Consider the following 22,107-nt stretch of genomic DNA (forward strand, 5'->3'; position numbering starts at 1 on the left):
GACCCGGAAGCGGTCCTGCGTCAGTTGACCTGGTTGATGATCGTCTCGGCGACCTCGCGCATGCTGAGGCGGCGGTCCATCGAGGTCTTCTGGATCCAGCGGAAGGCCTCGGGCTCGGTCAGCCCCATCTTGGTGGTCAGGAGGCTCTTGGCACGCTCCACCAGCTTGCGGGTCGCGAACTGCTCCTGCAGATCGGACACCTCGGCCTCGAGGGCCTTGATCTCCTCATGCCGCGACATCGCGATCTCGATCGCGGGAATGAGGTCCGCGGGGGTGAAGGGCTTGACCACGTAGGCCATGGCGCCGGCGTCGCGGGCGCGCTCGATGAGTTCCTTCTGGCTGAAGGCCGTGAGGAGGACCACGGGGGCGATCCGCGCCTTCACGATCTGCTCGGCCGCGGTGATGCCGTCCATGACGGGCATCTTGACGTCCATGAGGACGAGATCGGGCTTGTGCTCGGTCGCAAGGGCCACGGCCTTCTCACCGTTGTCCGCCTCCGCCACGACGTCGTAGCCCTCGCCGCGCAGGATCTCGATGATATCGAGTCGGATGAGCGTCTCGTCCTCGGCCACGATGACCCGGCGAGCGGGTCCGGCGGGCGTGGTTTCGGTGGATTCAGACACTGTTGCTCCTTGATGATGACGGCGTTCCGGTGGGTCCCCTGAGGCTGTGCCTCCGGTCCCGGAAACAGCCTATCGGCATGTAGAGTGGTTTCGCGCACCGGCGGAGGGCGGAAGTCCGGCTTCATCCTTCCAGCCGTGGCGGGTACGGCCCGAATGGCGGAATTGGCAGACGCGCTGCACTCAAAATGCAGTATCGAGAGGTGTGTGGGTTCGAGTCCCACTTCGGGCACATCAAAGGCCTGGTCAGAGGCCGGGGACTCCGGATGCCGCATCCTCCGCCCCCGGTACCTGACCGCAGCGCCCGCGCGCAGGTACTGTGAGGCCATGGCCAGCGAAGCGATGATTCTCGACGTCGACGGACCGGAAGGTTCGCGGTCGGTCCGCCTGTCCAGCCCCTCGAGGGTGCTCTGGCCGGACCTCGGACTGACGAAGCTCGATCTCGCCCGCTACTTCATCGACGTCGCCCCCGCCTTCCTCCGAGCCAACGGCCGGCGACCCGTCTCGCTGCAGCGCTTCGGTGGCGACGTGGAGGGGGAATCCTTCTTCAGCAAGAACCCGCCGAAGGGTGCGCCCGACTATGTCCGGAGCGTCACCGTCACCTATCCCAGCGGTCGCTCGCACCCGCAGCTCGTGCTGGACGAGCCGGCGTCGATCGTCTGGGCCGCACAGATGAACACGGTGGTTTTCCATCCGTGGGCCTCGAAAGCCGATGCCCCGGACCTGCCCGACGAACTGCGGATCGACCTCGACCCGCAGCCCGGAACGGCATTCGCCGACGTCGTCGCCGCTGCCCATGCCTTGCGCTCCGTCCTCGCGGAGGCGGGACTCACCTGCTTCGTGAAGACCTCGGGGAACCGCGGGCTCCACGTCTTCTCCCCGATCGACGCTATGCACGAGTTCCTCGATGTGCGCCATGCCGTGATCGCGGCTGCCAGGGAGCTCGAGCGCCGGATGCCGGACCGCGTGACCACCGCGTGGTGGAAGGAGGAACGCGGCGAACGGATCTTTGTCGACTACAACCAGGCGAACCGGGACCGCACGATGGCGGGCGCCTACAGCCCGAGGGCCCTGCCGCACGCCCCCGTGTCCTGCCCCGTCACCTGGGAGGAGCTTGACGACGTCGACCCGGCAGCCTTCACCGTGGTCACCGTGCCAGACCGCCTGCGGACGATCGGAGATCCGTGGGCGGACCTGCACGCCGCGCCGGGCGGTATCGACGTGCTGCAGGCCTGGTGGGAGCGCGATGTGGAACAGGGTCTCGGCGAGCTACCCTTCCCACCCGACTTCCCCAAGATGCCCGGAGAGCCCCCGCGCGTACAGCCGAGCCGTGCGCGTACCCGCGACTGAACAGGCCTGTCAACGGCAGCCGGGGGCGCAGTCCACCCGCCGCGGGCGCATCGCGCGCTGGTAGAACAGGAGGGAACGTTGCCGCGCCCCGGCACGAGCCGGGCCTGACGCCGCGCCGGTCCGTGACCGGCAGTTGGGAGAACCATGAAGAAGACCGTCCTACCATCGATCCTGGCGCTGCTCCTGCTGACGGGATGCGGCGGCAATCCTGCCACGGGTCCTGAGCAGCCCGGCCCCACGCCCGATCCGGCGGAGACGACGCAGGCGGCGCCATCGGACGCTCCCTCGGTGGACGGGCTCGCCGACGCGGCCAGCGGGGTCTTCACCTTCGTTCTCGACGATGCGACGGGAGACATCGTCCTCCCGGCCGAGGGCCCGCAGGACGTCGAAGACCTCCGGACGGAGCTGGCCGAGGACGACGTGACCTACGCGCGCGTGACGGTGCAGAACCCGGACGATGGCCTGCCCCTGGAGATCGACGCCGTCACGGTCTCCACGCCCGAGGGCCAGGAGTTGGAGTTCAGGGCAGCTGCCACGGTGATCGAGGAGTGGGGTGCAGCGGCGAACAACGGCGAGCCGAACCCCGAGGTGGTGGGACTCGTCGAGGAGTACAGCGGGGCAGCGGTACCCGGGAGCACGACCGACCTCCTGATGATCGGTGGCTTCCCCGACATCCCGGACACGATCAGTGCCGTGACGGTGCAACCCGCCGGAGGAGCGGAGCCTGTCGAGGCGCTGGTGCAGCCTGAGTCCTAGGCATCAGGACGACGTGCCGGAGTAAGCTCGTGCCATGTCTCTTTCCGACCACTCCCGCACCGCAGTGGTCATCGAGGACGACGACGACGTGCGCGACCTCCTGCACACCGTGCTCACGGGTTCCGGCTATCGCGTCCACACCGCGCCGGCCGGCCTCGCGGGTGTCGAGATGGTGCGGCGCCTGATGCCGGACGTGGTCACCCTGGATGTCGGGCTGCCGGACATCGACGGCTTCGAGGTGGCGCAGCGGATCCGCCGATTCTCGGCGACGTTCATCGTGATGCTCACCGCACGGACCGACCCGTCGGACGAGAAGCGAGGGTTCGAGGCAGGGGCCGACCGTTACCTGAGGAAGCCCTTCCGTCCGGCCGAGCTGAGGCGACATCTCAAGGAGGGCACAGCGGCTGCCGAGGTATGACTCGCAGCGCCGAATTACCTCGCAGCGCCGTGTCGACTCGGGGCACTGCCGGCTCGGGGTGACACCGGCGTAGACGGCTTTGTGCGCGTAGTCGACGCCCTTCTTGCCGGCCGGCCAGAGAGCCGGAGCTGCTCCCGCGCCGGTCGCGTTCTCCAGGGTATGGTCGAAGGCCAGCCGGACGAGCGCGTGCGCGCCCGAGGCCGGCAGTCCGCGCAGCCCCGTCACCGACCAGAGTCCGCGCAGGGCACCGAGAGTAGCGCCAGTGAGCCAGTGCATGACGTGGTTCCACACCGGATAGGCCCGGTCCTGGTCCGCCGGCCTGCCGAGGAGGATCCGCAGCGTGCGCCCGGGGACGTGCGAATCCAGCCGACCGCTCAGGCGCTGCTCGACCAGCTCGCCGGCAGTCATCGCGGCGGTTCCCGCCAGGCCTGCTGCGACTCCCCGCAGCGCCGACCGGCGGAGGGCCGCTGCACGTCCGTCCACTAGTCGTCCTCCCCGTCGGGATCGTCCTCGAGTTCCTGCCCGCGGGAGTCGTCCCCGAGGTCCGTGTCGATCCCGTTGTTGTCGTCGTAGTTCCCCGTGTCGGTCTCCGAGGTGTCGCCGTCCTGGTTACCGAGATCGCACCCGCCGAGGAAGAGGGCTCCTGCGGCGAGGAGGGCGGCCGTGGTCCTGAGTGATCTGTCAGTCATGATGGCTCCGTCCGATGCTCGAGTGATCTTCCTAGACGTATCACCGTAGGGATCCGCCGGAAACGCCGGCAACGGGGCGTGCACGCGGAAAGAACGCTTGCAATCAGATCCTGACCTGCTCCCGGGCTGTCCCCGGGCAGAGCGGTTCGCTACTGCCGGACGTCGCGGATTAAGTTGGTGATGCGGGCCGTCGAGAGCCGCCGGCCTTGCTCGTCGGTCATCACGACCTCGTGGGTGGTGAGAGTGCGTCCGAGATGGATGGCCGTCGCGGTCCCGGTGACGAGCCCTGTGTCGATACTGCGGTGGTGGGTCGCGCCCACCTCGATACCGACCGCCTGCCGGCCGGGTCCCGCATGGAGGCCGGCGGCGAAGGAGCCGAGAGTCTCGGCGAGGACCACGTGCGCACCGCCGTGCAGGATCCCCGCTACCTGCTGATTCCCGTCGACGGGCATGGTCGCGACCATGCGTTCCGCACTCATCTCCTGGAAGACGATGCCCATCTTGACCGTCAGGGCGCCCACCCCGTACCGCCCCAGCCAGCCGTGCATCTCTGTCGGCACGCCGGCGGCCACGAGCTCGGCCAGGCGCTCCTCGGAGGGGTGCTGAAGGGCGTCGGCGCGAGTGCGGTTGTCTGTCATGGCAACTAGGCTGGCACCTGTGAGTGAAACAACCAAACCTGCTGCCACCCTGACCATGGCGTCGTCGACCGACGATACGCCCGAAGGGTCCGAACCCTCGCCGGAGCAGCAGGGGCGCGGTGGCCGCCGCGCCGACGGGTCACGCAACAGGCTCCTGGTGATCGACGGCCATTCGATGGCCTTCCGGGCGTTCTATGCGCTCCCGCCCGAGAACTTCTCGACGGACACCGGCCAGCACACCAATGCTGTGTACGGCTTCACCGCCATGCTGATCAACCTCATCAAGGACCAGAAGCCGAGTCACGTGGCCGTTGCCTTCGACCTCGACACGCCGACCTTCCGTTCGGAGGAGTACACGGAGTACAAGGGTGGCCGTTCCAAGACCCCGGAGGAGTTCCACGGGCAGGTGGACCTGATCATCAAGGTGATGGAGGCCATGCGCATCCCCACCATCTCGCTCGACGGGTACGAGGCGGACGACATCCTCGCGACCCTCGCCTACCAGGCTGCCGGTGCGGACTGGGACGTGCAGGTCGTCAGCGGGGACCGTGATGCGTTCCAGCTCGTGAACGACCGCGTCACGGTGCTCTACCCCAAGCAGGGCGTCACGAACATCCCGCAGATGGACGCGGAAGCCATCGAGGAGAAGTACTTCGTGCCGCCGCACCAGTACTCGGACCTCGCCGCCCTGGTGGGGGAGAGTGCGGACAATCTCCCGGGGGTGCCGGGCGTCGGTCCGAAGACCGCGGCGAAGTGGATCAAGCTGTACGGCGGGCTCGAAGGCATTCTGGAGAACCTCGACAAGATCGGTGGCAAGGTCGGCGACTCGCTCCGGGCAAACATCGAGGACGTGAAGCGCAACCGCCGCCTGAACCGCCTGCTCACCGACCTCGACCTCCCGGTGGATCTCGATGCCATGGTGTCGCAGCATCCCGACCGTTCCGCGATCGAGGACCTCTTCGACTCGCTGCAGTTCAACACGTTGCGCAAGCGCCTGTTCGACCTCTTCGGCGAGGAGGAGTCGGAGGAGGAGAGTGACGAGCAGAGTGCCCCGCCGCATGTGCTGCTCGAGGAAGCCGGCGAGCTGACGCAGTGGTTTGCGGGGACCAACCAGGCGCAGGCGTCCGTCGCCCTCGCGACCGAGACGACTGGGGGGACCACCGACGTCGTCGGGATCGCCGTCGTGACGTCCTCGGCTGCCGCCTTCATCCCGCTCGAGCCACTCGACGCGGACGCCGAGAAGGTCCTGGGGGACTGGCTGGCCAGTACTGACGCGCCGAAGATCGTCCACGATTTCAAGACCGTGTTCAAGCTGATCTCCGCCCGCGGCCTCCACCTCGCCGGAGAGGTCGACGACACCGCGATCTCCGGCTACCTGATCCAGCCCGATCGCCGCAGCTACGAGCTGGCCGACCTCGCGCAGTACCATCTCCGTCTCTCCATCACGGCGTCCGCGAACGACTCCTCCGGCCAGCAGGCGCTCGACCTCGGGGGCAACGACGTCGCCTCGCCCGCCGTCGTCGCCGCCTACGCAGCCCTGCAGCTGAGCGAGCACTTCGCCGGACAACTCGTGGAGCGCGGCGCCAACCAGCTGCTCGGCGGCCTCGAACTCCCGCTCGCGGAGGTCCTCGCCCGCATGGAGCTCACCGGTGTCGCCGTCTCGGTCGAGGGACTGGAGCGCCTCCTCGACGACTTCTCGAAGACCATTAGTGCCGCCGGTTCCGAGGCCTATCGGATCATCGGCAAGGAGATCAACCTCGGGTCGCCCAAGCAGCTGCAGACCGTCCTCTTCGACGAACTCGAACTTCCCAGGACCAAGAAGATCAAGACCGGGTACTCCACCGACGCGGACGCCCTGACGGACCTCATCACCAAGACCGGGCATCCATTCCTCGAGCAGCTGCTCGCCTACCGTGACGCGACGAAGCTTCGGCAGACCGTCGAAGGGCTGCGGAAGGCCGTGGGCGACGACGGCCGCATCCACACCACCTACCTGCAGACCGTCGCGGCGACCGGACGGCTGTCCTCGACCAACCCGAACCTGCAGAACATCCCGGTCCGCTCCGACGAGGGGCGCCGGATCCGCGAGGTGTTCGTGGTCGGTCACGGCCGGGACGGAAATCCGTACGAGACGTTGATGACGGCCGACTACTCGCAGATCGAGATGCGCATCATGGCCCACCTGTCCGGCGACGAGGGCCTCATCTCGGCGTTCCTCGAAGGGGAGGACCTCCACCGCTTCGTGGGTTCGCACATCTTCGGTGTCGCGCCCGAAGACGTCACGAACGCCATGCGATCCAAAGTGAAGGCCATGTCCTACGGCCTGGTCTACGGCCTCAGCTCCTTCGGACTGTCGAAGCAGCTCGCGATCTCGGTGGACGAGGCGCGGACGCTCATGCGCGACTACTTCGAGCGCTTCGGCGCGGTGCGTGACTACCTGCGCGGCATCGTCGAGCAGGCCAGGAAGGACGGCTTCACCTCCACCATCGAGGGACGGCGCCGCTACCTGCCGGATCTCTCCAGCGACAACCGGCAGCTGCGGGAGATGGCGGAGCGTGCTGCGCTGAACGCGCCGATCCAGGGTTCGGCCGCCGACATCATCAAGAAGGCGATGCTCGGCGTGGACGAGGCGCTGACCCAGCGCGGTCTTCGCTCCCGCATGCTGCTGCAGGTGCATGACGAGCTGGTCCTCGAGATCGCCAAGGGCGAGACGGCGGAGGTCGAGGCGCTGGTCCGTGAACAGATGGCGGGTGCCGCGGATCTCTCCGTTCCCCTCGACGTGTCCGTGGGTACGGGAGCCAGCTGGCACGACGCCGCGCACTGATCGTGCGGTAGCGCGCTCTCCTGCGGTCTCGAGGATGTGGTGGTCCATCATGTCCGGGCGGTGGCTGACCCGGTGCACCTGCCCGGGTCGGCAAGGGCAGGGCGCGTGCCTCTCGTGAGGGGTTCCCGTGACATGGTCCATGGCCTCAGCCCGGGCCCGCATCGTTCTCGCCGGACTGCTTGTCCGATTGTTCTTCACGGACGATTCGTCCGGCCTGCCAGTAGCTGTTCCTTCGCGCCTTACCGGCCCGGCCGGTATTTTCAGGGGCACGGAACCAGGGAATGCCCCGTCGTGTCTCGACGGCCCACGCGCCCTGATGGATGACGTGGTGATGTCTCGAACACAGCAGCACTCCGTTGCCGATGCTCGTTCGTCCGCCTCGGGACCACGGATTGACGTGGTGGGCTTCGCACCAGCTGGCCGGGATGGAGCAGTCCGGGAAAGCGCAGCCCTTGTCCCTGGCGACGAGTGCCCGGCGCAGGTGCGGAGGAAAGAACCGTTGGGCTCGCCCGACGTCGAGAACCTGACCTGCGCTGCCGAGTACGAGAGGGATGAGGTCGGCATCGCACGCCATCCGCCTGATCGTCCTGGCGCTGAGCTGGCCGGAGAAGATGCCATGCCCGGCCTGATGGACATGGCCGGCACTCTGGATATCACTGATCAGGTCCTTGTAGTCGATCGTCACCATCACCTGGGGGCGATGACCGCCGGTAGCGGGGAGGGCCGCCGTGGTCAGGGCGATCCTGCAGGCTGTGACAAGGCCGTCGAGAAGTGCCTGAGCCCTCGTCGGCCCCTCCGGATCACCGACGGACATCTTCACGCGGCCCGGGCCACCACCAGCGGCGGCATCGGAATCGAGGGGGCGGGTCGTCCCGATGCGAGGGTTCGCGGTGGCGTTCATGACGGTGGCCAGGTGCTCGAACTGCTCGTCGGTCGCGCCGATCTCCAGCATGTGCAGCCCGTGGCGTCGGCCCCTGAGGAAGACGCCCTGTCGTGCGCGCAGCACCTTTTCGGAGGGTTCCTGGCCATCCTGATCGAGGACGCTCTCCCACCGTCGGGCGAGCACCCGGAGGATGTCCTCGTCGGATTCCACGGCCTGCCTTGTGAGGTGACACTCCATCGATTCGAGCTGCTGCGGGGTCGCGAACGACCGCACCCGCTGCAGCGCCTGGCAGACGACGGTCGCGGCCCGGCCACTGACGACTCAGGCGCCTGCTGCGGCACCCAGAGTCTCCAGGCGGGGCGGCACGGGGGCGCCGGTCGGAGACACGGTCGGCAGCAGCACCTCGGCGAGATCCAGCCTACGTCTGGCTTCGGCCCGGCTGATGCCCAGGGTCGCGCGCAGGAAGTCCGCGCAGTCCCGGAAGCCAAGGCTCGTCGATGCACCCCGCACCGCAGTCTCACCAGGCCCGGATTCCTGCTGGGCGGAAGCGACGAGATCCTCGGCCAGCCGGGCTGCTCGAATCTGCAGCTGGTCGACGATCTTCGAGGCCCGTTCGACGTCGAGGACGAATTGCAGCGCCTCCGGCTCGGACATGAGGAGGTCGTCGCGGCTCGCCTGACGGCTGCATTCGGCGAGCGCGACGCAGGCCGAGTCTGCTGAACCCGGTGTCCGGACGGAGCTCTCGATCGGGGAGATGGCCATACACCAATTTTATCGAACATATGTACTATTCGCTCGTCTGTAGGAGATTGTGGAGGACAAGTCGGTTCCTCCTGTCCACAGAGGCGTACGGGTGTGGGTCCCGGCATCCAGGCGCCGACGTCGGGCCGACCGCCGAAGGGCCCCGGTGTCGTGCCGCCCACTTCGAGGCGCCGGTGTCGTACCGACCGCGTCCAGGCACAAGTGTCGTACCGACCGCCGAAGGGCGCCGGCGTCGTGCTGACCGCCGGCCGGCCCGGGTGGCGGTTCTGGTACACGCGGGACAGCCCCGACTAGTGTGGTCGGGTGAGCTACGACACCGCACCGGACCTGCACACCGAGATCTTCACGCCTGCGGCAGATGAGGACGCCACGGCGGACGGCCGCTTCACCAAGTGGCTCGATGCCGAGGGGATCGGATTCCACGAGGGCACCTTCGATCCCGAGGACATCCCGACGTACCTTGCGGCGTACCGGGCGGACCAGCGAGTGCTCTGGGGCGTCCACGACCGCGCCCAGCCAGCCGAAGCCCTCGGTGCGGACCACCCCGTGGCCACCTACGGCACCATGGTGCATTCGCTCAATGTGGGAGCGGGACTGGTCGAGGCCCACCAGATCACGGCGGTCACGGTGCGGTCGAGCCACCGGCGCAACGGCATCCTGCGCTCCATGATGACGAGGGACCTCGGTGAGGCGGCGGAACGGGGGCTCCCGCTGGCCATCCTGACCGCATCCGAGGCCACGATCTACGGTCGTTTCGGGTTCGGCTGCGCGACCTTCACGCAGAGTGTCGAGGTGGATGTCCGTGAGCGGTTCGAGGTGACCGCACCGCGAACAGGCACGACGACGCTCGTGGCCCGGGAGCACGCCGTCCGTCTCGCCCAGCAGATCTTCGACGGCTTCCACGCCTCGACCTTCGGTTCAGTCGACCGTCAGTACGCCTACCCGCGCCGCGCCTCGGGCGAGTGGGGAAGGGAGCGGCCCATCGAGGACCGCAACGTCCGGTTCGCAGTGCACTACGACGCGACGGGTACACCGGCCGGGTACGTCTCCTACCGCTTCGCCGGCTGGGAGACCACGCCCTACACCATGAAGATCGTCGATCTCGTGGCCTCCACACCCTCCGCCTACCTCGAGCTGTGGCGCTATCTCGGGTCGCTCGACCTCGTTCAGGTGGTCACATGGGATGGGGCCCGACGCGACGACGCGCTGCCCTGGTCGCTCCGCGACAGGCGGTGCTACAGCGTCAAGGGGACGGACGACGTCCTCTGGGTCCGCATGCTCGACGTACCGGCAGCACTCGGGGCGCGGTCCTACCGGGGCAGCGGCCGCATCGTCCTGGACGTGCTGGACCCGCTCGGGATCGCCGGCGGCTCCTTCGTCCTGACCGTCGTCGACGGCGTGGCGCAGGTCGAGCACGTGGACACTGCCGCCGCGCCCGACGCGACGCTCACCGTGAACGCGCTCGGATCGCTGTACCTCGGGGGAGTCCAGGCTTCCGCGCTCGCCGCGGCCGGTGCTCTGACCGCACACGCGGACGACGCCGTCGACCTGCTCGACACGCTGTTCGGACTGCCGCAGGAACCGTACTGCATCACGCATTTCTGACACTCCGATGCTGCTCCGTCGCGGCTCGCCCGCCGCGTGCGGCATGGCGCGGAAATCCGCGATGTGCTTTGACGGTGTCAGGGGCCGAGGCTAGACTAGGGAGGCGCGTAGTGCGCTCGTGCGGGTTCCGGTGCAAGCCGACGTCCTCTGCAGGGCACTACCACTCGTGAATCTTCCGAGATTCTGTCCATTTCGTCCACATCCGGACAGACGGACCCACGCCCGGCCCCGCTGGAACCGTGGTGTTCGCCATGACCGGAACACTTCATCATCCACAACGGAGTCCCAACTACATGACCATCACCACCACCGAGAAGCAAGGTGCCCCGCAGGTCGCGATCAACGACATCGGCACCGCTGAGGACTTCCTCGCAGCTATCGACGCGACCATCAAGTACTTCAACGACGGCGATCTCGTCGAGGGTACCGTCGTCAAGGTCGATCGCGACGAGGTCCTGCTCGACATCGGTTACAAGACCGAGGGTGTCATTCCTTCCCGCGAGCTTTCCATCAAGCACGACGTCGATCCCGGGGACGTCGTCTCCGTGGGCGATCAGGTCGAGGCCCTGGTGCTCACCAAGGAAGACAAAGAAGGCCGACTGATCCTCTCCAAGAAGCGGGCTCAGTACGAGCGCGCCTGGGGTGACATCGAGAAGGTCAAGGAAGAGGACGGCGTCGTCACCGGCACCGTCATCGAGGTGGTCAAGGGTGGTCTCATCCTCGACATCGGCCTGCGCGGCTTCCTGCCCGCGTCCCTCGTCGAGATGCGTCGCGTCCGCGACCTGGCACCGTACATCGGCCAGCAGATCGAAGCGAAGATCATCGAGCTCGACAAGAACCGCAACAACGTCGTGCTGTCGCGTCGTGCGTGGCTCGAGCAGACCCAGTCCGAGGTGCGCTCGACGTTCCTCAACAAGCTGGAGAAGGGCCAGGTCCGCCCGGGCGTCGTCTCCTCGATCGTCAACTTCGGTGCATTCGTGGACCTCGGTGGCGTCGACGGTCTCGTCCACGTCTCCGAGCTGTCCTGGAAGCACATCGACCACCCGTCCGAGGTTGTCGAGGTCGGCCAGGAAGTCACCGTCGAGGTTCTCGAGGTCGACCTGGACCGCGAGCGTGTCTCGCTCTCCCTCAAGGCCACGCAGGAAGATCCCTGGCAGACCTTCGCCCGCACGCACGCGCTGGGCCAGGTTGTCCCGGGTAAGGTCACCAAGCTGGTTCCGTTCGGCGCGTTCGTTCGCGTCGAGGACGGCATCGAGGGCCTGGTCCACATCTCGGAGCTGGCAGTCCGCCACGTCGAACTCGCAGAGCAGGTCGTCTCGGTCGGCGACGAGCTCTTCGTCAAGGTCATCGACATCGACCTCGAGCGCCGCCGGATCTCCCTCAGCCTCAAGCAGGCCAACGAGGGCGTCGACGCGGACAGCACCGAGTTCGATCCCGCGCTCTACGGCATGGCCGCCGAGTACGACGAAGAGGGCAACTACAAGTACCCCGAGGGCTTCGACCCCGAGTCGAACGAATGGCTCGAGGGCTACGAGACGCAGCGTGCTGCCTGGGAAGCCCAGTACGCCGAGGCACAGTCCCGCTGGGAATCGCACAAGAAGCAGGTCGTGCAGCACGCGTCCGACGACGCCGCTGCCGCGAGCGAGCCGGCCGAGTCCACCTCGACCAGCTACTCGTCCGACCCCGTGGTCACGGACTCCGGTTCGGGAACCCTCGCGTCCGACGAGGCACTCGCAGCACTCCGCGAGAAGCTGACCGGGGCGTAAGCCACCTCAGCATCGTCGAAAAGGCCCTCATCTTCGGATGGGGGCCTTTTGCGTGTCGGGGCGAGCACTGATGCCCGTGCACGGCCGACTCGGGAAGACCGGGAGTGCGCGGCGGGCTCGGGGAGACCGGGTGTGTGCGGCGTGTGCGTGGCGGGCTCGGGGAGACCGGGTGTGCGCGGCGGGTCTATCGCCTGGTCGAGACCGTCACGGTGAAGCGGCTGGTGCGGTCGAGTTGGCGGGTCGGTCCGATGGTGCGCTCGAGGACCGGCCGGTAGCGGAGGTGGCTGTTCCACACCGTCCAGAGTTCGCCACCCGGAGCGAGGACCCTCGCGCAGGCATCGAACAGACGGTGGGCGGTTCCTTCGTGGACCGTGCTGCCGATGTGGAACGGAGGGTTGAGGACGATCACCTGCGCGGATGCGTCCGGTACGGCCGAGAGCGCGTCATCCCTGTCGACGGCCACGCGGTCCGCGACGCCGTTCGCCAGCGCCGTGGCGCGTGTGGAGGCGACGGCGGAGGCGGACTGGTCGGTGGCGTGTATCCGCACGTCCGGTCGACCGAGGGCCAGGTACGTCGCAATGGCTCCGTTGCCGCAGCCGAGATCGACGATGTCGGCGTTCCTGCCGGCACTGCCCGCCGGTCGCTGCTCGATACCCCGCAGGTGGGGCAGGAGCAGGCGGGTCCCGGGATCGAGCGACGCGCCGCCGAAGGTCGCCGCGAAGGCATGCAGTTCGAGCGGGCGCTCCAGGCCGACGTCGTAGCGTGCGGTGCTCGGACCGGAGGAGGCGGTGACGGGGTGCGGCTCCGCTGCGACGAGCACCCGGGACTTCTGCCGGGCGAGGCTGGCGGTGACCGAGCCGAAGGACCTGGCGAGGACGGCATTCATCGACACTGACATGTGCTTGAGCCGCCCTGCGGCGAGGACCTGCACGTCCGGCTGGGCATGGGCTGAGATGAGGCGGGCCTGTTCGTCGAGTTCGTCGAGTGAACGGGGAAGCCGCATCAGCACGGTGGTGACGCCATCGAACAGTTCGGGTCCCAGCGCGCAGGAGCGATATGCTCCGGCCAGGTGCAGGTCGGCGGCATTCGCGGCGAGCGCGCGTTCATTGACCAGCCCGTCCTGGAATGCCCGGACCTCCCGACCCGAGGCGGCCGCGGCGCCGAGCGTGAGCGCTCCGTAGGAGTCGTTGAGGGTTACGATGCGCCCGGGTCGTCGCAGCGCCTCCGCGGCGAGATCGAGCAGCAGGCGGTCCGCGGCATCCACGGCCACCAGTTCCGGAGCTTCGACGTCGGGCCGGCGGCGGAGGAGATCGAGGTTCAGCGGTGTCACCCGCTCCATCCTAGGCGCCGAGGCGGTCGGACGGACCGGAACAGGGGCTCACGACTCGCGCGGCCCGTCGTCGGCGTCGGTGCTGCCTGCATCGGCCTGCCCGTCGGTGTCGGTGAACAGCCAGTCGAGCGGTGTATCGGCGGCGGCGTCCTCGGGCCGCGCGGCCCGCGCCGGCACCGGGTTGTCCTCGGTGAGAGCCTCGCTGCCGCCGGCCGGGTCCGTGCTGTAGGGGGCCCGGGGAGGAGGCGGCAACCGGTCGATCAGTTCGTTGGCTGCGTGCGCCAGCAGATCCCGCTGGAGGGGCGGAAGGGTGAAGGAGCCGTGGAGGTACGCCTCCACCTCGTACTCCCCGGCGTCCCCACCGAGACCGAAGTAGTGCAGCCACAGTTCGCTCGCCTCGATCTGGGCATGGCGGATCGCACGGAGGAGGTGCGTTCGCTGATATTCGTGATCCGGCTGGTTCTCCACGGGCTAGGCCTTAGTGCGAGCTACCGGCGGTGCCGTTGATGACGCTGAGGGCAACCGATCGTAGATCCATCGGCGTCGACGACGCCTCGGAGAGCATCCGCCGCATCGACCCCTCCGCGTCCAGTCCGTGACGCTCCATCAGGATGCCCCTCGCCGTGTGGATGAGGTCGCGTGTCCCGAGCGCTTCCTGCAGGGCCCGGTTGGCGGCGGCAGGGGCGCTCTCCGGCTGGGCACTGCCGAGAAGGGTGGCAGCGGGCGTCGCGAGCAGGATGAGTTGCTTGCGGTCCTGGGCGGAGAACGCCGCGGGCAGGGGCGAGTAGATCTTCAGCGCCCCGATACTCGTCCCGTCGTGGAGCAGCGCCGTACTCAGCGTGGAGCGCAGTGGGAGGTCCGCGACGGCCTGTCGCCACAACGGCCACCGCTCGTCCGCCTGGACGTCGTCGATCTGCACCGTCGATTCCGCCGCCCACGCGGTGAGGCAGGGACCCTGCCCCAGTTCGTACTGCAGTTCGTCCGCAGCCGCCACGACGTCGTCGGTGTAGCCGGTGCTTCGCCGGCGTCCCTGGTCGTCCATCAGCGAGACGCCTGCGCCGAGGGAGCCCGGAATCGACTTCTTGATCGCTTCGGCGAGGTCCTCGACGGCCAGGCCTGCCTTCGCCTCCGTCAACAGGAGGCCCTTCAGTCTGGCGAAGACGACCGTCAGGTCTTCCATCGGTGAAGTCACAGTCACAGCCTCGGCAACGGGATCATGGCGATCGGGTACAAAGTATCAGGATACACAGCGGAGGCTTCTGGGTATCGCTCCAACCGGGACCGGCCAGGGCCTCGACAACAGGCTCGAAGGGCCGTCACGATCACGCGGGAAGAGGCGTTTGACAGGACGACGACGGCGCGAGAACGTCCTTGCCGCCAGGGTCCCGCGCTCCCTAGGGTGGAATCACCAAGCGTATCGATCGACCTCAGGAGGACTCGCCATGACCGGATCGTCAGACCACGACGCCCTGCCGCTTCCCGACTACGACCACATACCCCTCGGTACCCTGCCGACGAGGATCACCGGGCTCGACGAGGCCGGTCTCCGGACGCTGATCGACTACGAGGAAGCACATGGCGATCGTCTTCCCGTGAAGCTGGTCCTGCAGCAGCGGCTGGAGGCCGTCCGGGGCGGCGCGCGGGTGTCGGAGGCCGCAGGCACGTCGCGGCCCGAGGTGGCGCAGACATCCGGCGGCTCACCGGTCAGCCCGGCGACATCCGGCCCGCCCGTCAATCCGCCGTCCCAGGGAGTCCCGACCAACCCCGCCCAGCCGAGGTAGCCTGCGGCGGGTGCGAGTCGCGGGTACGAGTCGTAGCGGCGTGGGTCTGCCCGGGACCCGCGCCGCTACGCCGGGAGCCGGCTCGCGGTGAGGAGGTCCTTCTCCTCGACGAGTGCTGTGGAGAGGGTCTTGTAGCCGGCGGTATCGAACAGGACGGTCACGATTCCCTCCTCGTAGCCCATCACGGTGCCCCGTCCCCACTCCACGTGGTCGACGGCTGTGTCGACCGCGAACGGGACGTGTTCCTCCGCCGTCGCTCCCGGCCCGGGTGAACCCACCGAGCGCGACCGCTCGCACGTATCGCAGTTGCCGCAGGGGGCGGAGAGTTCCTCGCCGAAGTACGAGAGGAGGAACTGGCGGCGGCAGCCCCTCGTTTCCGCATATCGACGAGCCATGTCGACGCGGGACTCGTCGATCCGCTCCCGGATCTCGGCCTGCTCCACGGCGCGCTCCACCGCCTCATCCACGCGCATGGTCCGCGCCCGGTAGCCCTTGACGCCGTCGCCGATGCATCCACCCGCGACGAGCAGGTTGAGCAGACCTGTCAGCCTGCGTGACGACAGACCGGAGAGCTCCTTCAGTTTCTTCGCCTTCACGGGTTTCTCCTGGGCGCTGATGAGACGGAACAGGTCGCCGAGCTGGGTGCGACTGGCTGCTTTCGCGGCGAAGAAGCGGCGCAGGGAGAGATCCTCGGGGCGGTAGTGCAGGACTGCCTGCGCCGGGAGTCCGTCCCGTCCGCCGCGGCCGATCTCCTGGTAGTAGCTGTCCAGCGAGTCGGAGATCTCCGCGTGGATCACGAACCGGACATCCGGCTTGTCGATCCCCATCCCGAAGGCGGTCGTCGCCACCACCACGTCGATCGAGCCGTCGAGAAACCCGTCGTGCACGGCCTCCCGATCCTTCGCCCGCCGCCCGGCGTGGTAGGCGTCGGCGCGCCGACCACTCTCCTGCAGGTCCGAGGCGAGACGCTCGGCAGCCTTCTTGGTGGCGACATAGACGAGCCCGGGTCCGGGCAGGCCGAGGACCTGCTCGCGCACGGCCTCGTACTTCTCCGCATCCTCGACATGCTGGAGCACCTGGAGGTGGATGGAGGGACGGTCGAAACCCTCGACGATCACGAGGGAATCTTTCAGGTGGAGACGCTCGACGATCTCCTTCTGCACGGGGTGCGATGCCGTCGCGGTCAGGGCGACCACCGGGGTGCGCAGGTCCCGGACCAGATGGCCGAGCTGCAGGTAGTCGGGGCGGAAATCATGACCCCACGAGGAGACGCAGTGTGCCTCGTCGACCACGACGAACGACACGTCGAGGGAGCGCAGGCGGGCGGCGACATCATCCCGGGCCACCTGTTCGGGAGCGAGGAAGAGAAACTTCGCTCGTGTTGCCTCGTCCGGATCCTCCGCAGCGTCCCACGCCGCCCGCAGGTCCTTCTTCCGCATCCCCGAATTGATGACGTGGGCGCGGGTGGCGCCCGCGCGGGCGTTGATGGCGTCGGCCTGATCGTGCTGGAGTGCGATGAGGGGGGAGATCACGACCGCGACGCCGGGCAGTGCCACGGCGGGCACCTGGTAGATGGCCGACTTCCCGGACCCGGTCGGCATCACGCACAGGACGCTCCGGCCCTCGAGGACAGCCTTCATGGCGTGCTCCTGACCGGAGCGGAGATCCTCCCACCCGAAGGTGGAAGCAGCGGTTTCCCGAAGGTCATGCAGGGTGATGGACACGGTCCTCCTCCAAAAGGTAAGTGCACTTAGCTTATTCACGGCGGGCGACGATTCCCGAGCCCCGATCGTGCGAAGCAGGTGTCTTGACAGCCGGGTCCGCCTGACTGAAGGACGGGCTAGGGTGGCCTCATGCTGCGCATCGGACTGACAGGGGGGATCGCCGCCGGCAAGTCCGCTGTGGCCGCCGAACTCGGACGGCTCGGGGCGGTGATCGTGGACGCGGATGTAATCGCACGCGACGTCGTCGCGCCCGGGACGGCGGGGCTCGAGGAGGTGGTCCGGGCCTTCGGTAACGGCGTCCTCGGACCCGATGGTGCGCTCGACAGGCCCGTGCTCGGTCGCCTCGTCTTCGGCGACGACGCCGCGCGCGAGCGACTGAACGGCATCGTCCATCCCCGCGTCCGCGCGGAGGCGGCACGCCAGATCGCCTCCGCGCCGGCGGACGCCGTCGTCGTCGAGGACATCCCCCTCCTGGTGGAGACGCAGCAGGCCGCCCGCTTCCACCTCGTGCTCGTCGTCGATGCGCCGGACGAGCTGCGGATCGAACGCATGGTCCGGCACCGCGGCATGGATCGTGGTGACGCGGTCCAGCGCATCGCAGCCCAGGCCTCGCGCTCCGAGCGGCTGGCGGCAGCGGACGCGCTGCTCGTCAACGACCTCGCCCTGGAGGACCTCCTCGCCGCGACGGCAGCCCTGTGGAGCGGGCGGGTGCTTCCCTTCGCACGCAACCTGGCAGAGGGCAGGCCTGCCGCACGGAACGGCGGATGCACACCCGTAGCCGCACCCCGCGTGGAGTCGGCTCCCGGGCAGGATTCGTCGCCCCTGACGCCCGAGCGTGATGCCTCGGGCCTCGCCGGTACTCGTGGGCTGAGCGGACGGACGACCGCGAAGCTTGCCGCCGTCCTGCCAGCCGGCAGCACCATCGAGGCGGTCGGCCCTGTGGACGGCCCTTCGCACGGCCCTGTGGACGCCCCTTCGAACGGCCCTGTCGACGGCCCTTCGCACGGCCTTGTGGTCGGACCTTCGAACGGCGCTTCCCACGGCGCGGAGGCGTCGGCGCCGGGCGTGGACGACGACGTCGTGAGGGCGCACCTGGTCGTCCGGCTCGCTCCGGGGGACGACCCGGAAGCCGTGGCCGAGTCCGTCTCGGCGGCAGGGTTTCCGCCGGAGCCTCGTGGTGCTCGGACGGGCGCGGGTGCCCGGGCGGGAGCGCAGCACCTTCACGGCGACGCTGGTGTGGACGGTGGTACGCACCGTGGGCTGAGCCTGCACGGATCCGCCGACCCCGCGGTCGAGGTTGCCGTCACCCTCTCCACAGCCGATTCCACTGCCACGGCCGACCCCGTCGCCCGCGGCTGAGACCCGGGCCCCGCGACTGTTCAGCCCCCAGGAGAACGGCGTCGAACTGTCACTGCCAGGGACTACCGTTGAAGCATGAGTCTTGCGCAGGATATCAAGCGTGTCGTGGCGCCTTTCGAGGTCATCAGCGAGTACACGCCGGCAGGCGATCAGCCCACGGCTATCAAGGAGCTCGCCGAACGCATCAACGCCGGTGAGAAGGACGTCGTCCTGCTCGGAGCCACCGGCACGGGAAAGAGCGCCACGACGGCCTGGCTCATCGAGCAGGTGCAGCGGCCCACCCTCGTGATGGTGCAGAACAAGACCCTCGCTGCGCAGCTCGCCAACGAGTTCAGGGAGCTGCTCCCCAACAACGCGGTCGAGTACTTCGTCTCCTACTACGACTACTACCAGCCCGAGGCCTACGTCCCGCAGACCGACACCTTCATCGAGAAGGACTCCTCCATCAACGAGGAGGTCGAGCGGCTGCGGCACTCGGCGACCAATGCCCTGCTGACCCGCCGGGACGTCATCGTGGTCGCCACCGTGTCCTGCATCTACGGCCTCGGTACTCCGGAGGAGTACATCAACAAGATGGTCACCCTGCGCCGGGGGGACCAGATGAACCGGGACGAGCTGCTGCGCCGATTCGTCGGCATGCAGTACACCCGCAACGACATAGACTTCCACCGCGGGACCTTCCGCGTGCGCGGCGACACCGTGGAGATCATCCCGATGTACGAGGAGCATGCCCTCCGCATCGAGTTCTTCGGGGACGAGGTCGAGAACATCTACACGCTCGATCCGCTGACCGGCACCGTGATCCGCGAGGAGGAGGAGATGTACGTCTTCCCGGCCTCGCACTACGTGGCCGGCGAGGATCGGATGACCCGGGCCATCAAGGACATCGAGGACGAACTCCAGCAGCGGCTGGCCGAACTCGAGTCGCAGAACAAGCTCGTCGAGGCCCAGCGGCTCCGCATGCGCGTCACCTACGACCTCGAGATGATGCAGCAGATGGGATTCTGCAACGGCATCGAGAACTACTCACGGCACATCGACGGCCGCGGACCCGCATCCGCTCCCCACTGCCTGCTCGACTACTTCCCGGACGACTTCCTGCTCGTCGTCGACGAGTCCCACGTCACGATCCCGCAGATCGGTGCCATGTACGAGGGAGACTCCTCCCGCAAGCGCACCCTCGTGGACCACGGGTTCCGACTGCCGTCGGCCATGGACAACCGCCCCCTGAAGTGGGACGAGTTCCTCGAACGGATCGGCCAGACCGTCTACCTCTCCGCGACTCCCGGCAAGTACGAGCTGGGGAAGTCCGACGGGTTCGTGCAGCAGATCATCCGTCCCACGGGGCTGATCGATCCCGAGGTGGTCGTCAAGCCGACCAAGGGGCAGATCGACGATCTCCTCGGCGAGATCCGGAAGCGCACGGAGCTCAACGAACGTGTCCTCGTCACCACCCTCACCAAGCGTATGGCGGAAGACCTCACGGGGTACCTCCTCGAACACGGCGTGAAGGTGGAGTACCTGCACTCCGACGTCGACACGCTGCGGCGTGTCGAGCTGCTGCGGGAACTCCGGATGGGGACGTTCGACGTGCTGGTCGGGATTAACCTCCTGCGTGAGGGCCTCGATCTTCCCGAGGTGTCGCTCGTGAGCATCCTCGACGCGGACAAGGAAGGCTTCCTCCGCAGTTCCACGTCCCTCATCCAGACGATCGGTCGCGCGGCTCGCAACGTGTCCGGCCAGGTGCACATGTACGCCGACCGCATCACGGACTCGATGGAGCGGGCGATCGACGAGACCACGCGGCGGCGGGCCATCCAGGTGGCCCACAACCTGGAACACGGCATCGACCCGACCCCCCTCCGGAAGCGGATCGCGGACATCACGGACACCATCAACCGGGAGGACGCCGATACCCGCGCCCTCCTCGAGCAGGCGGGGAAGGGCCGGACCGCGCAGAAGGGTGCCGGCAGGCATGACGGACTGGCGTCCGTTCCGGCGTCGGATCTCGCGGACCTCATCCAGCAGCTCACGGAGCAGATGCACGCGGCGGCCGGCGAACTCCAGTTCGAGCTGGCAGGCCGGCTGCGCGACGAGGTCGGAGACCTGAAGAAGGAACTGCGCCAGATGCAGTCCGCCGGGCACGCCTGACGCCGACGTACCCCGGAGGGCACGCCGCGTCGGGCTGGGGCTCACCCCCCTCGGCAACGCCAGCCGTCGACGGACGCTGGGAGCAGGATCGCGGCGTCAAGGGGATCCATCAAGCGTCATCCGCGCGGTTCGGGTCACCCACCGCGTAACCGCGCAGGTAGCATGGACCGAACGTAAGGGAGTATCCCAAGCGCTACGAACGTCAACACGCGGGGCACAGACGCCCGGCCGGGCGTAGCGGTCAGTCGGCTCGAGCCGCGGCGGAGAGACTTACGGAAATCGACCGCACCTTTCGGAAGGTACTCCATGCCCGAATTGCCCGTAGCGTTTGAGATCGGCACCTTCGTGGTGCTCGGCATCATCCTGCTGTTCGACCTGCTGCTCGTGGTCAAGCGACCCCACGAGCCCTCCATGAAGGAGGCAGGACTGTGGGTGGCGTTCTACGTGGGTCTCGCCCTCGTCTTCGCGGCGCTCATGTTCGTCTTCACCGGGCAGGAGTACGGAAGCCAGTTCGTCGCGGGCTGGATCACCGAGTACAGCCTGAGCATCGACAATCTCTTCGTCTTCATCATCATCATGGCGCGCTTCTCGGTGCCCCGGAAGTACCAGCAGGAAGTCCTCATGGTGGGCATCATCATCGCCCTGATCCTGCGGGGGATCTTCATCGCTCTCGGGGCGGCAGTGATCGAGAACTTCAGCTGGATCTTCTACATCTTCGGCGCCTTCCTGCTCTACACGGCCTACAAGCAGGCCACCGACTCGGGCGAGGACGAGGAACACGCCGGCGACAACAAGCTGATCTCCAAGCTCAAGTCGGTGCTGCCGATGTCCGAGTCCTACGACGGGAACAAGATCCGCACCGTCGTCGACGGCAAGAAGGTCTTCACCCCCATGCTCATCGTCTTCGTGACGATCGGGCTGACGGATCTCCTGTTCGCGGTCGACTCGATCCCGGCCATCTTCGGTCTGACACAGAGTGCGTTCATCGTGTTCACCGCGAACATCTTCGCCCTGATGGGCCTGCGGCAGCTCTACTTCCTGCTGGGCGGTCTGATGACGCGCCTGATCTATCTGAAGCACGCGCTGTCCGTGATCCTCGCCTTCATCGGCGTGAAGCTGGTCCTGCACGCGATGCACGTCAACGAACTGCCGTTCATCAATGGCGGCGAGCACATCGAGTGGGCTCCCGAGATCCCGACGTTCGTGTCCCTGGCCGTTATCCTGGCGACGATCGTGATCGCCGTGATCGCCAGCCTCGTCCGCTCGCGCGTGACGGACAATGCCGCTGCGCGGGCCGATGCAGCCGGTGAGGTCGCCGACGATCCCGCGGTGGACGAGGAACTCGACCGGGCCGCCGACGACGCAGGGACCAAGGGCCGAGGCCGCCACTAGACCCACGACGTGGCATCGCCCGACGGCGACGACACCCCTTACGCAGCATGATGCAGGAA

General features: G+C 67.7%; 19 protein-coding genes, 1 tRNA gene and 1 pseudogene. 11 read left to right on the plus strand and 10 right to left on the minus strand.

The window, feature by feature from the left end; genetic code table 11:
* Positions 1 to 20: 20 nt before the first annotated feature.
* Entirely contained in the window at positions 21 to 623 is a 603-nt protein-coding gene (locus tag FJV46_RS12615) for an ANTAR domain-containing response regulator (RefSeq protein WP_087027062.1), read from the minus strand.
* Between the two features lie 147 nt (positions 624 to 770).
* Here FJV46_RS12615 and FJV46_RS12620 point away from each other — a divergent pair.
* The 4 genes from FJV46_RS12620 to FJV46_RS12635 all read left to right on the plus strand — a co-directional run bounded on the left by FJV46_RS12620 (position 771) and on the right by FJV46_RS12635 (position 3,144).
* A tRNA-Leu gene (locus FJV46_RS12620) sits at positions 771 to 852 on the plus strand.
* A 95-nt stretch (positions 853 to 947) separates the two neighbouring features.
* Entirely contained in the window at positions 948 to 1,970 is a 1,023-nt protein-coding gene (gene ligD / locus FJV46_RS12625) for a non-homologous end-joining DNA ligase (RefSeq protein ID WP_087027060.1), read from the plus strand.
* Between the two features lie 144 nt (positions 1,971 to 2,114).
* The gene (locus FJV46_RS12630) at positions 2,115 to 2,726 is read left to right on the plus strand and encodes a hypothetical protein (protein ID WP_087027058.1); all 612 of its coding nucleotides are present in this window, start codon (positions 2,115 to 2,117) and stop codon (positions 2,724 to 2,726) included.
* Positions 2,727 to 2,760: 34 nt separating this feature from the next.
* Positions 2,761 to 3,144 (plus strand): response regulator transcription factor, encoded by a 384-nt coding sequence (locus FJV46_RS12635; RefSeq protein ID WP_087027056.1) that lies wholly within the window; start codon positions 2,761 to 2,763, stop codon positions 3,142 to 3,144.
* Positions 3,145 to 3,626: 482 nt separating this feature from the next.
* Here the strand turns inward: FJV46_RS12635 and FJV46_RS12640 are convergent, their stop codons facing one another.
* Both FJV46_RS12640 and FJV46_RS12645 read right to left on the minus strand, forming a co-directional pair.
* Entirely contained in the window at positions 3,627 to 3,833 is a 207-nt protein-coding gene (locus FJV46_RS12640) for a hypothetical protein (RefSeq protein ID WP_087027054.1), read from the minus strand.
* A gap of 149 nt (positions 3,834 to 3,982) precedes the next feature.
* Positions 3,983 to 4,471, minus strand: coding sequence for a hotdog fold thioesterase (locus FJV46_RS12645; protein WP_087027052.1), 489 nt, complete (start codon positions 4,469 to 4,471; stop codon positions 3,983 to 3,985).
* On the opposite strand from FJV46_RS12645, the gene polA reads away from it, so the two are divergent.
* Positions 4,470 to 7,295 carry a DNA polymerase I gene (gene polA / locus FJV46_RS12650; RefSeq protein ID WP_179195190.1) on the plus strand — a complete coding sequence of 942 codons (2,826 nt, stop codon included), beginning with the start codon at positions 4,470 to 4,472 and terminating at the stop codon, positions 7,293 to 7,295. The genes FJV46_RS12645 and polA overlap by 2 nt on opposite strands.
* Before the next feature lie 145 nt (positions 7,296 to 7,440).
* On the opposite strand, the gene FJV46_RS15710 is transcribed toward polA, so the two are convergent.
* From FJV46_RS15710 to FJV46_RS12660, 3 genes and pseudogenes are all read right to left on the minus strand, one after another.
* Positions 7,441 to 7,776, minus strand: coding sequence for an HNH endonuclease signature motif containing protein (locus FJV46_RS15710; RefSeq protein ID WP_269461569.1), 336 nt, complete (start codon positions 7,774 to 7,776; stop codon positions 7,441 to 7,443).
* Positions 7,762 to 8,484 (minus strand): annotated as a pseudogene (locus FJV46_RS15715) (DUF222 domain-containing protein); the annotation flags it as partial. The gene FJV46_RS15710 and the pseudogene FJV46_RS15715, both read right to left, overlap by 15 nt.
* A 15-nt stretch (positions 8,485 to 8,499) precedes the next feature.
* Positions 8,500 to 8,940 carry a hypothetical protein gene (locus tag FJV46_RS12660; RefSeq protein WP_087027047.1) on the minus strand — a complete coding sequence of 147 codons (441 nt, stop codon included), beginning with the start codon at positions 8,938 to 8,940 and terminating at the stop codon, positions 8,500 to 8,502.
* 303 nt (positions 8,941 to 9,243) lie between these two features.
* Between FJV46_RS12660 and FJV46_RS12665 the strand changes: the two genes are divergently transcribed.
* Positions 9,244 to 10,545: a GNAT family N-acetyltransferase gene (locus FJV46_RS12665; protein ID WP_087027045.1), complete on the plus strand. Its 1,302-nt coding sequence runs from the start codon at positions 9,244 to 9,246 to the stop codon at positions 10,543 to 10,545.
* A gap of 293 nt (positions 10,546 to 10,838) precedes the next feature.
* Positions 10,839 to 12,311 carry a 30S ribosomal protein S1 gene (rpsA, locus tag FJV46_RS12670; RefSeq protein ID WP_087027043.1) on the plus strand — a complete coding sequence of 491 codons (1,473 nt, stop codon included), beginning with the start codon at positions 10,839 to 10,841 and terminating at the stop codon, positions 12,309 to 12,311.
* A 184-nt stretch (positions 12,312 to 12,495) separates the two neighbouring features.
* Here the strand turns inward: rpsA and FJV46_RS12675 are convergent, their stop codons facing one another.
* From FJV46_RS12675 to FJV46_RS12685, 3 genes are read right to left on the minus strand one after another with little or no spacing between them, the layout of a single operon-like run.
* Entirely contained in the window at positions 12,496 to 13,650 is a 1,155-nt protein-coding gene (locus FJV46_RS12675) for a class I SAM-dependent methyltransferase (RefSeq protein WP_087027041.1), read from the minus strand.
* 39 nt (positions 13,651 to 13,689) lie between these two features.
* Positions 13,690 to 14,109, minus strand: coding sequence for a hypothetical protein (locus FJV46_RS15640; protein ID WP_232008637.1), 420 nt, complete (start codon positions 14,107 to 14,109; stop codon positions 13,690 to 13,692).
* Positions 14,110 to 14,119: 10 nt separating this feature from the next.
* Entirely contained in the window at positions 14,120 to 14,821 is a 702-nt protein-coding gene (locus FJV46_RS12685; RefSeq protein WP_087027039.1) for a GAF and ANTAR domain-containing protein, read from the minus strand.
* 262 nt (positions 14,822 to 15,083) lie between these two features.
* Between FJV46_RS12685 and FJV46_RS12690 the strand changes: the two genes are divergently transcribed.
* Positions 15,084 to 15,422 carry a DUF8129 domain-containing protein gene (locus FJV46_RS12690; protein ID WP_087027037.1) on the plus strand — a complete coding sequence of 113 codons (339 nt, stop codon included), beginning with the start codon at positions 15,084 to 15,086 and terminating at the stop codon, positions 15,420 to 15,422.
* 65 nt (positions 15,423 to 15,487) lie between these two features.
* Here the strand turns inward: FJV46_RS12690 and FJV46_RS12695 are convergent, their stop codons facing one another.
* Positions 15,488 to 17,146, minus strand: a complete 1,659-nt coding sequence (locus tag FJV46_RS12695; protein WP_232008638.1) for a RecQ family ATP-dependent DNA helicase — start codon at positions 17,144 to 17,146, stop codon at positions 15,488 to 15,490.
* 129 nt (positions 17,147 to 17,275) lie between these two features.
* Here FJV46_RS12695 and coaE point away from each other — a divergent pair, with 129 nt between their 5' ends.
* The 3 genes from coaE to FJV46_RS12710 all read left to right on the plus strand — a co-directional run bounded on the left by coaE (position 17,276) and on the right by FJV46_RS12710 (position 22,048).
* Positions 17,276 to 18,505 (plus strand): dephospho-CoA kinase, encoded by a 1,230-nt coding sequence (coaE, locus tag FJV46_RS15415; RefSeq protein ID WP_197715712.1) that lies wholly within the window; start codon positions 17,276 to 17,278, stop codon positions 18,503 to 18,505.
* A gap of 75 nt (positions 18,506 to 18,580) precedes the next feature.
* On the plus strand, positions 18,581 to 20,656 hold the full coding sequence (gene uvrB / locus FJV46_RS12705) for an excinuclease ABC subunit UvrB (RefSeq protein WP_087027035.1): 2,076 nt from the start codon (positions 18,581 to 18,583) through the stop codon (positions 20,654 to 20,656).
* A 306-nt stretch (positions 20,657 to 20,962) separates the two neighbouring features.
* Positions 20,963 to 22,048 carry a TerC family protein gene (locus FJV46_RS12710; protein ID WP_087027033.1) on the plus strand — a complete coding sequence of 362 codons (1,086 nt, stop codon included), beginning with the start codon at positions 20,963 to 20,965 and terminating at the stop codon, positions 22,046 to 22,048.
* Positions 22,049 to 22,107: the final 59 nt, after the last annotated feature.

The organism is Arthrobacter agilis, assembly GCF_006494655.1.
Classification (GTDB): domain Bacteria; phylum Actinomycetota; class Actinomycetes; order Actinomycetales; family Micrococcaceae; genus Arthrobacter_D; species Arthrobacter_D agilis.

Coding starts and splice junctions, on each gene's coding strand:
- FJV46_RS12660 (WP_087027047.1), bottom strand. CDS start 8,940: ATGGCCATCTCCCCGATCGAGAGCTCCGTCCGGACACCGGGTTCAGCA.
- FJV46_RS12710 (WP_087027033.1), top strand. CDS start 20,963: ATGCCCGAATTGCCCGTAGCGTTTGAGATCGGCACCTTCGTGGTGCTC.
- ligD (WP_087027060.1), top strand. CDS start 948: ATGGCCAGCGAAGCGATGATTCTCGACGTCGACGGACCGGAAGGTTCG.
- FJV46_RS12630 (WP_087027058.1), top strand. CDS start 2,115: ATGAAGAAGACCGTCCTACCATCGATCCTGGCGCTGCTCCTGCTGACG.
- FJV46_RS12645 (WP_087027052.1), bottom strand. CDS start 4,471: ATGACAGACAACCGCACTCGCGCCGACGCCCTTCAGCACCCCTCCGAG.
- uvrB (WP_087027035.1), top strand. CDS start 18,581: ATGAGTCTTGCGCAGGATATCAAGCGTGTCGTGGCGCCTTTCGAGGTC.
- FJV46_RS12635 (WP_087027056.1), top strand. CDS start 2,761: ATGTCTCTTTCCGACCACTCCCGCACCGCAGTGGTCATCGAGGACGAC.
- rpsA (WP_087027043.1), top strand. CDS start 10,839: ATGACCATCACCACCACCGAGAAGCAAGGTGCCCCGCAGGTCGCGATC.
- coaE (WP_197715712.1), top strand. CDS start 17,276: ATGCTGCGCATCGGACTGACAGGGGGGATCGCCGCCGGCAAGTCCGCT.
- FJV46_RS12640 (WP_087027054.1), bottom strand. CDS start 3,833: ATGACTGACAGATCACTCAGGACCACGGCCGCCCTCCTCGCCGCAGGA.
- FJV46_RS12685 (WP_087027039.1), bottom strand. CDS start 14,821: ATGGAAGACCTGACGGTCGTCTTCGCCAGACTGAAGGGCCTCCTGTTG.
- polA (WP_179195190.1), top strand. CDS start 4,470: ATGGCAACTAGGCTGGCACCTGTGAGTGAAACAACCAAACCTGCTGCC.
- FJV46_RS12690 (WP_087027037.1), top strand. CDS start 15,084: ATGACCGGATCGTCAGACCACGACGCCCTGCCGCTTCCCGACTACGAC.
- FJV46_RS12675 (WP_087027041.1), bottom strand. CDS start 13,650: ATGGAGCGGGTGACACCGCTGAACCTCGATCTCCTCCGCCGCCGGCCC.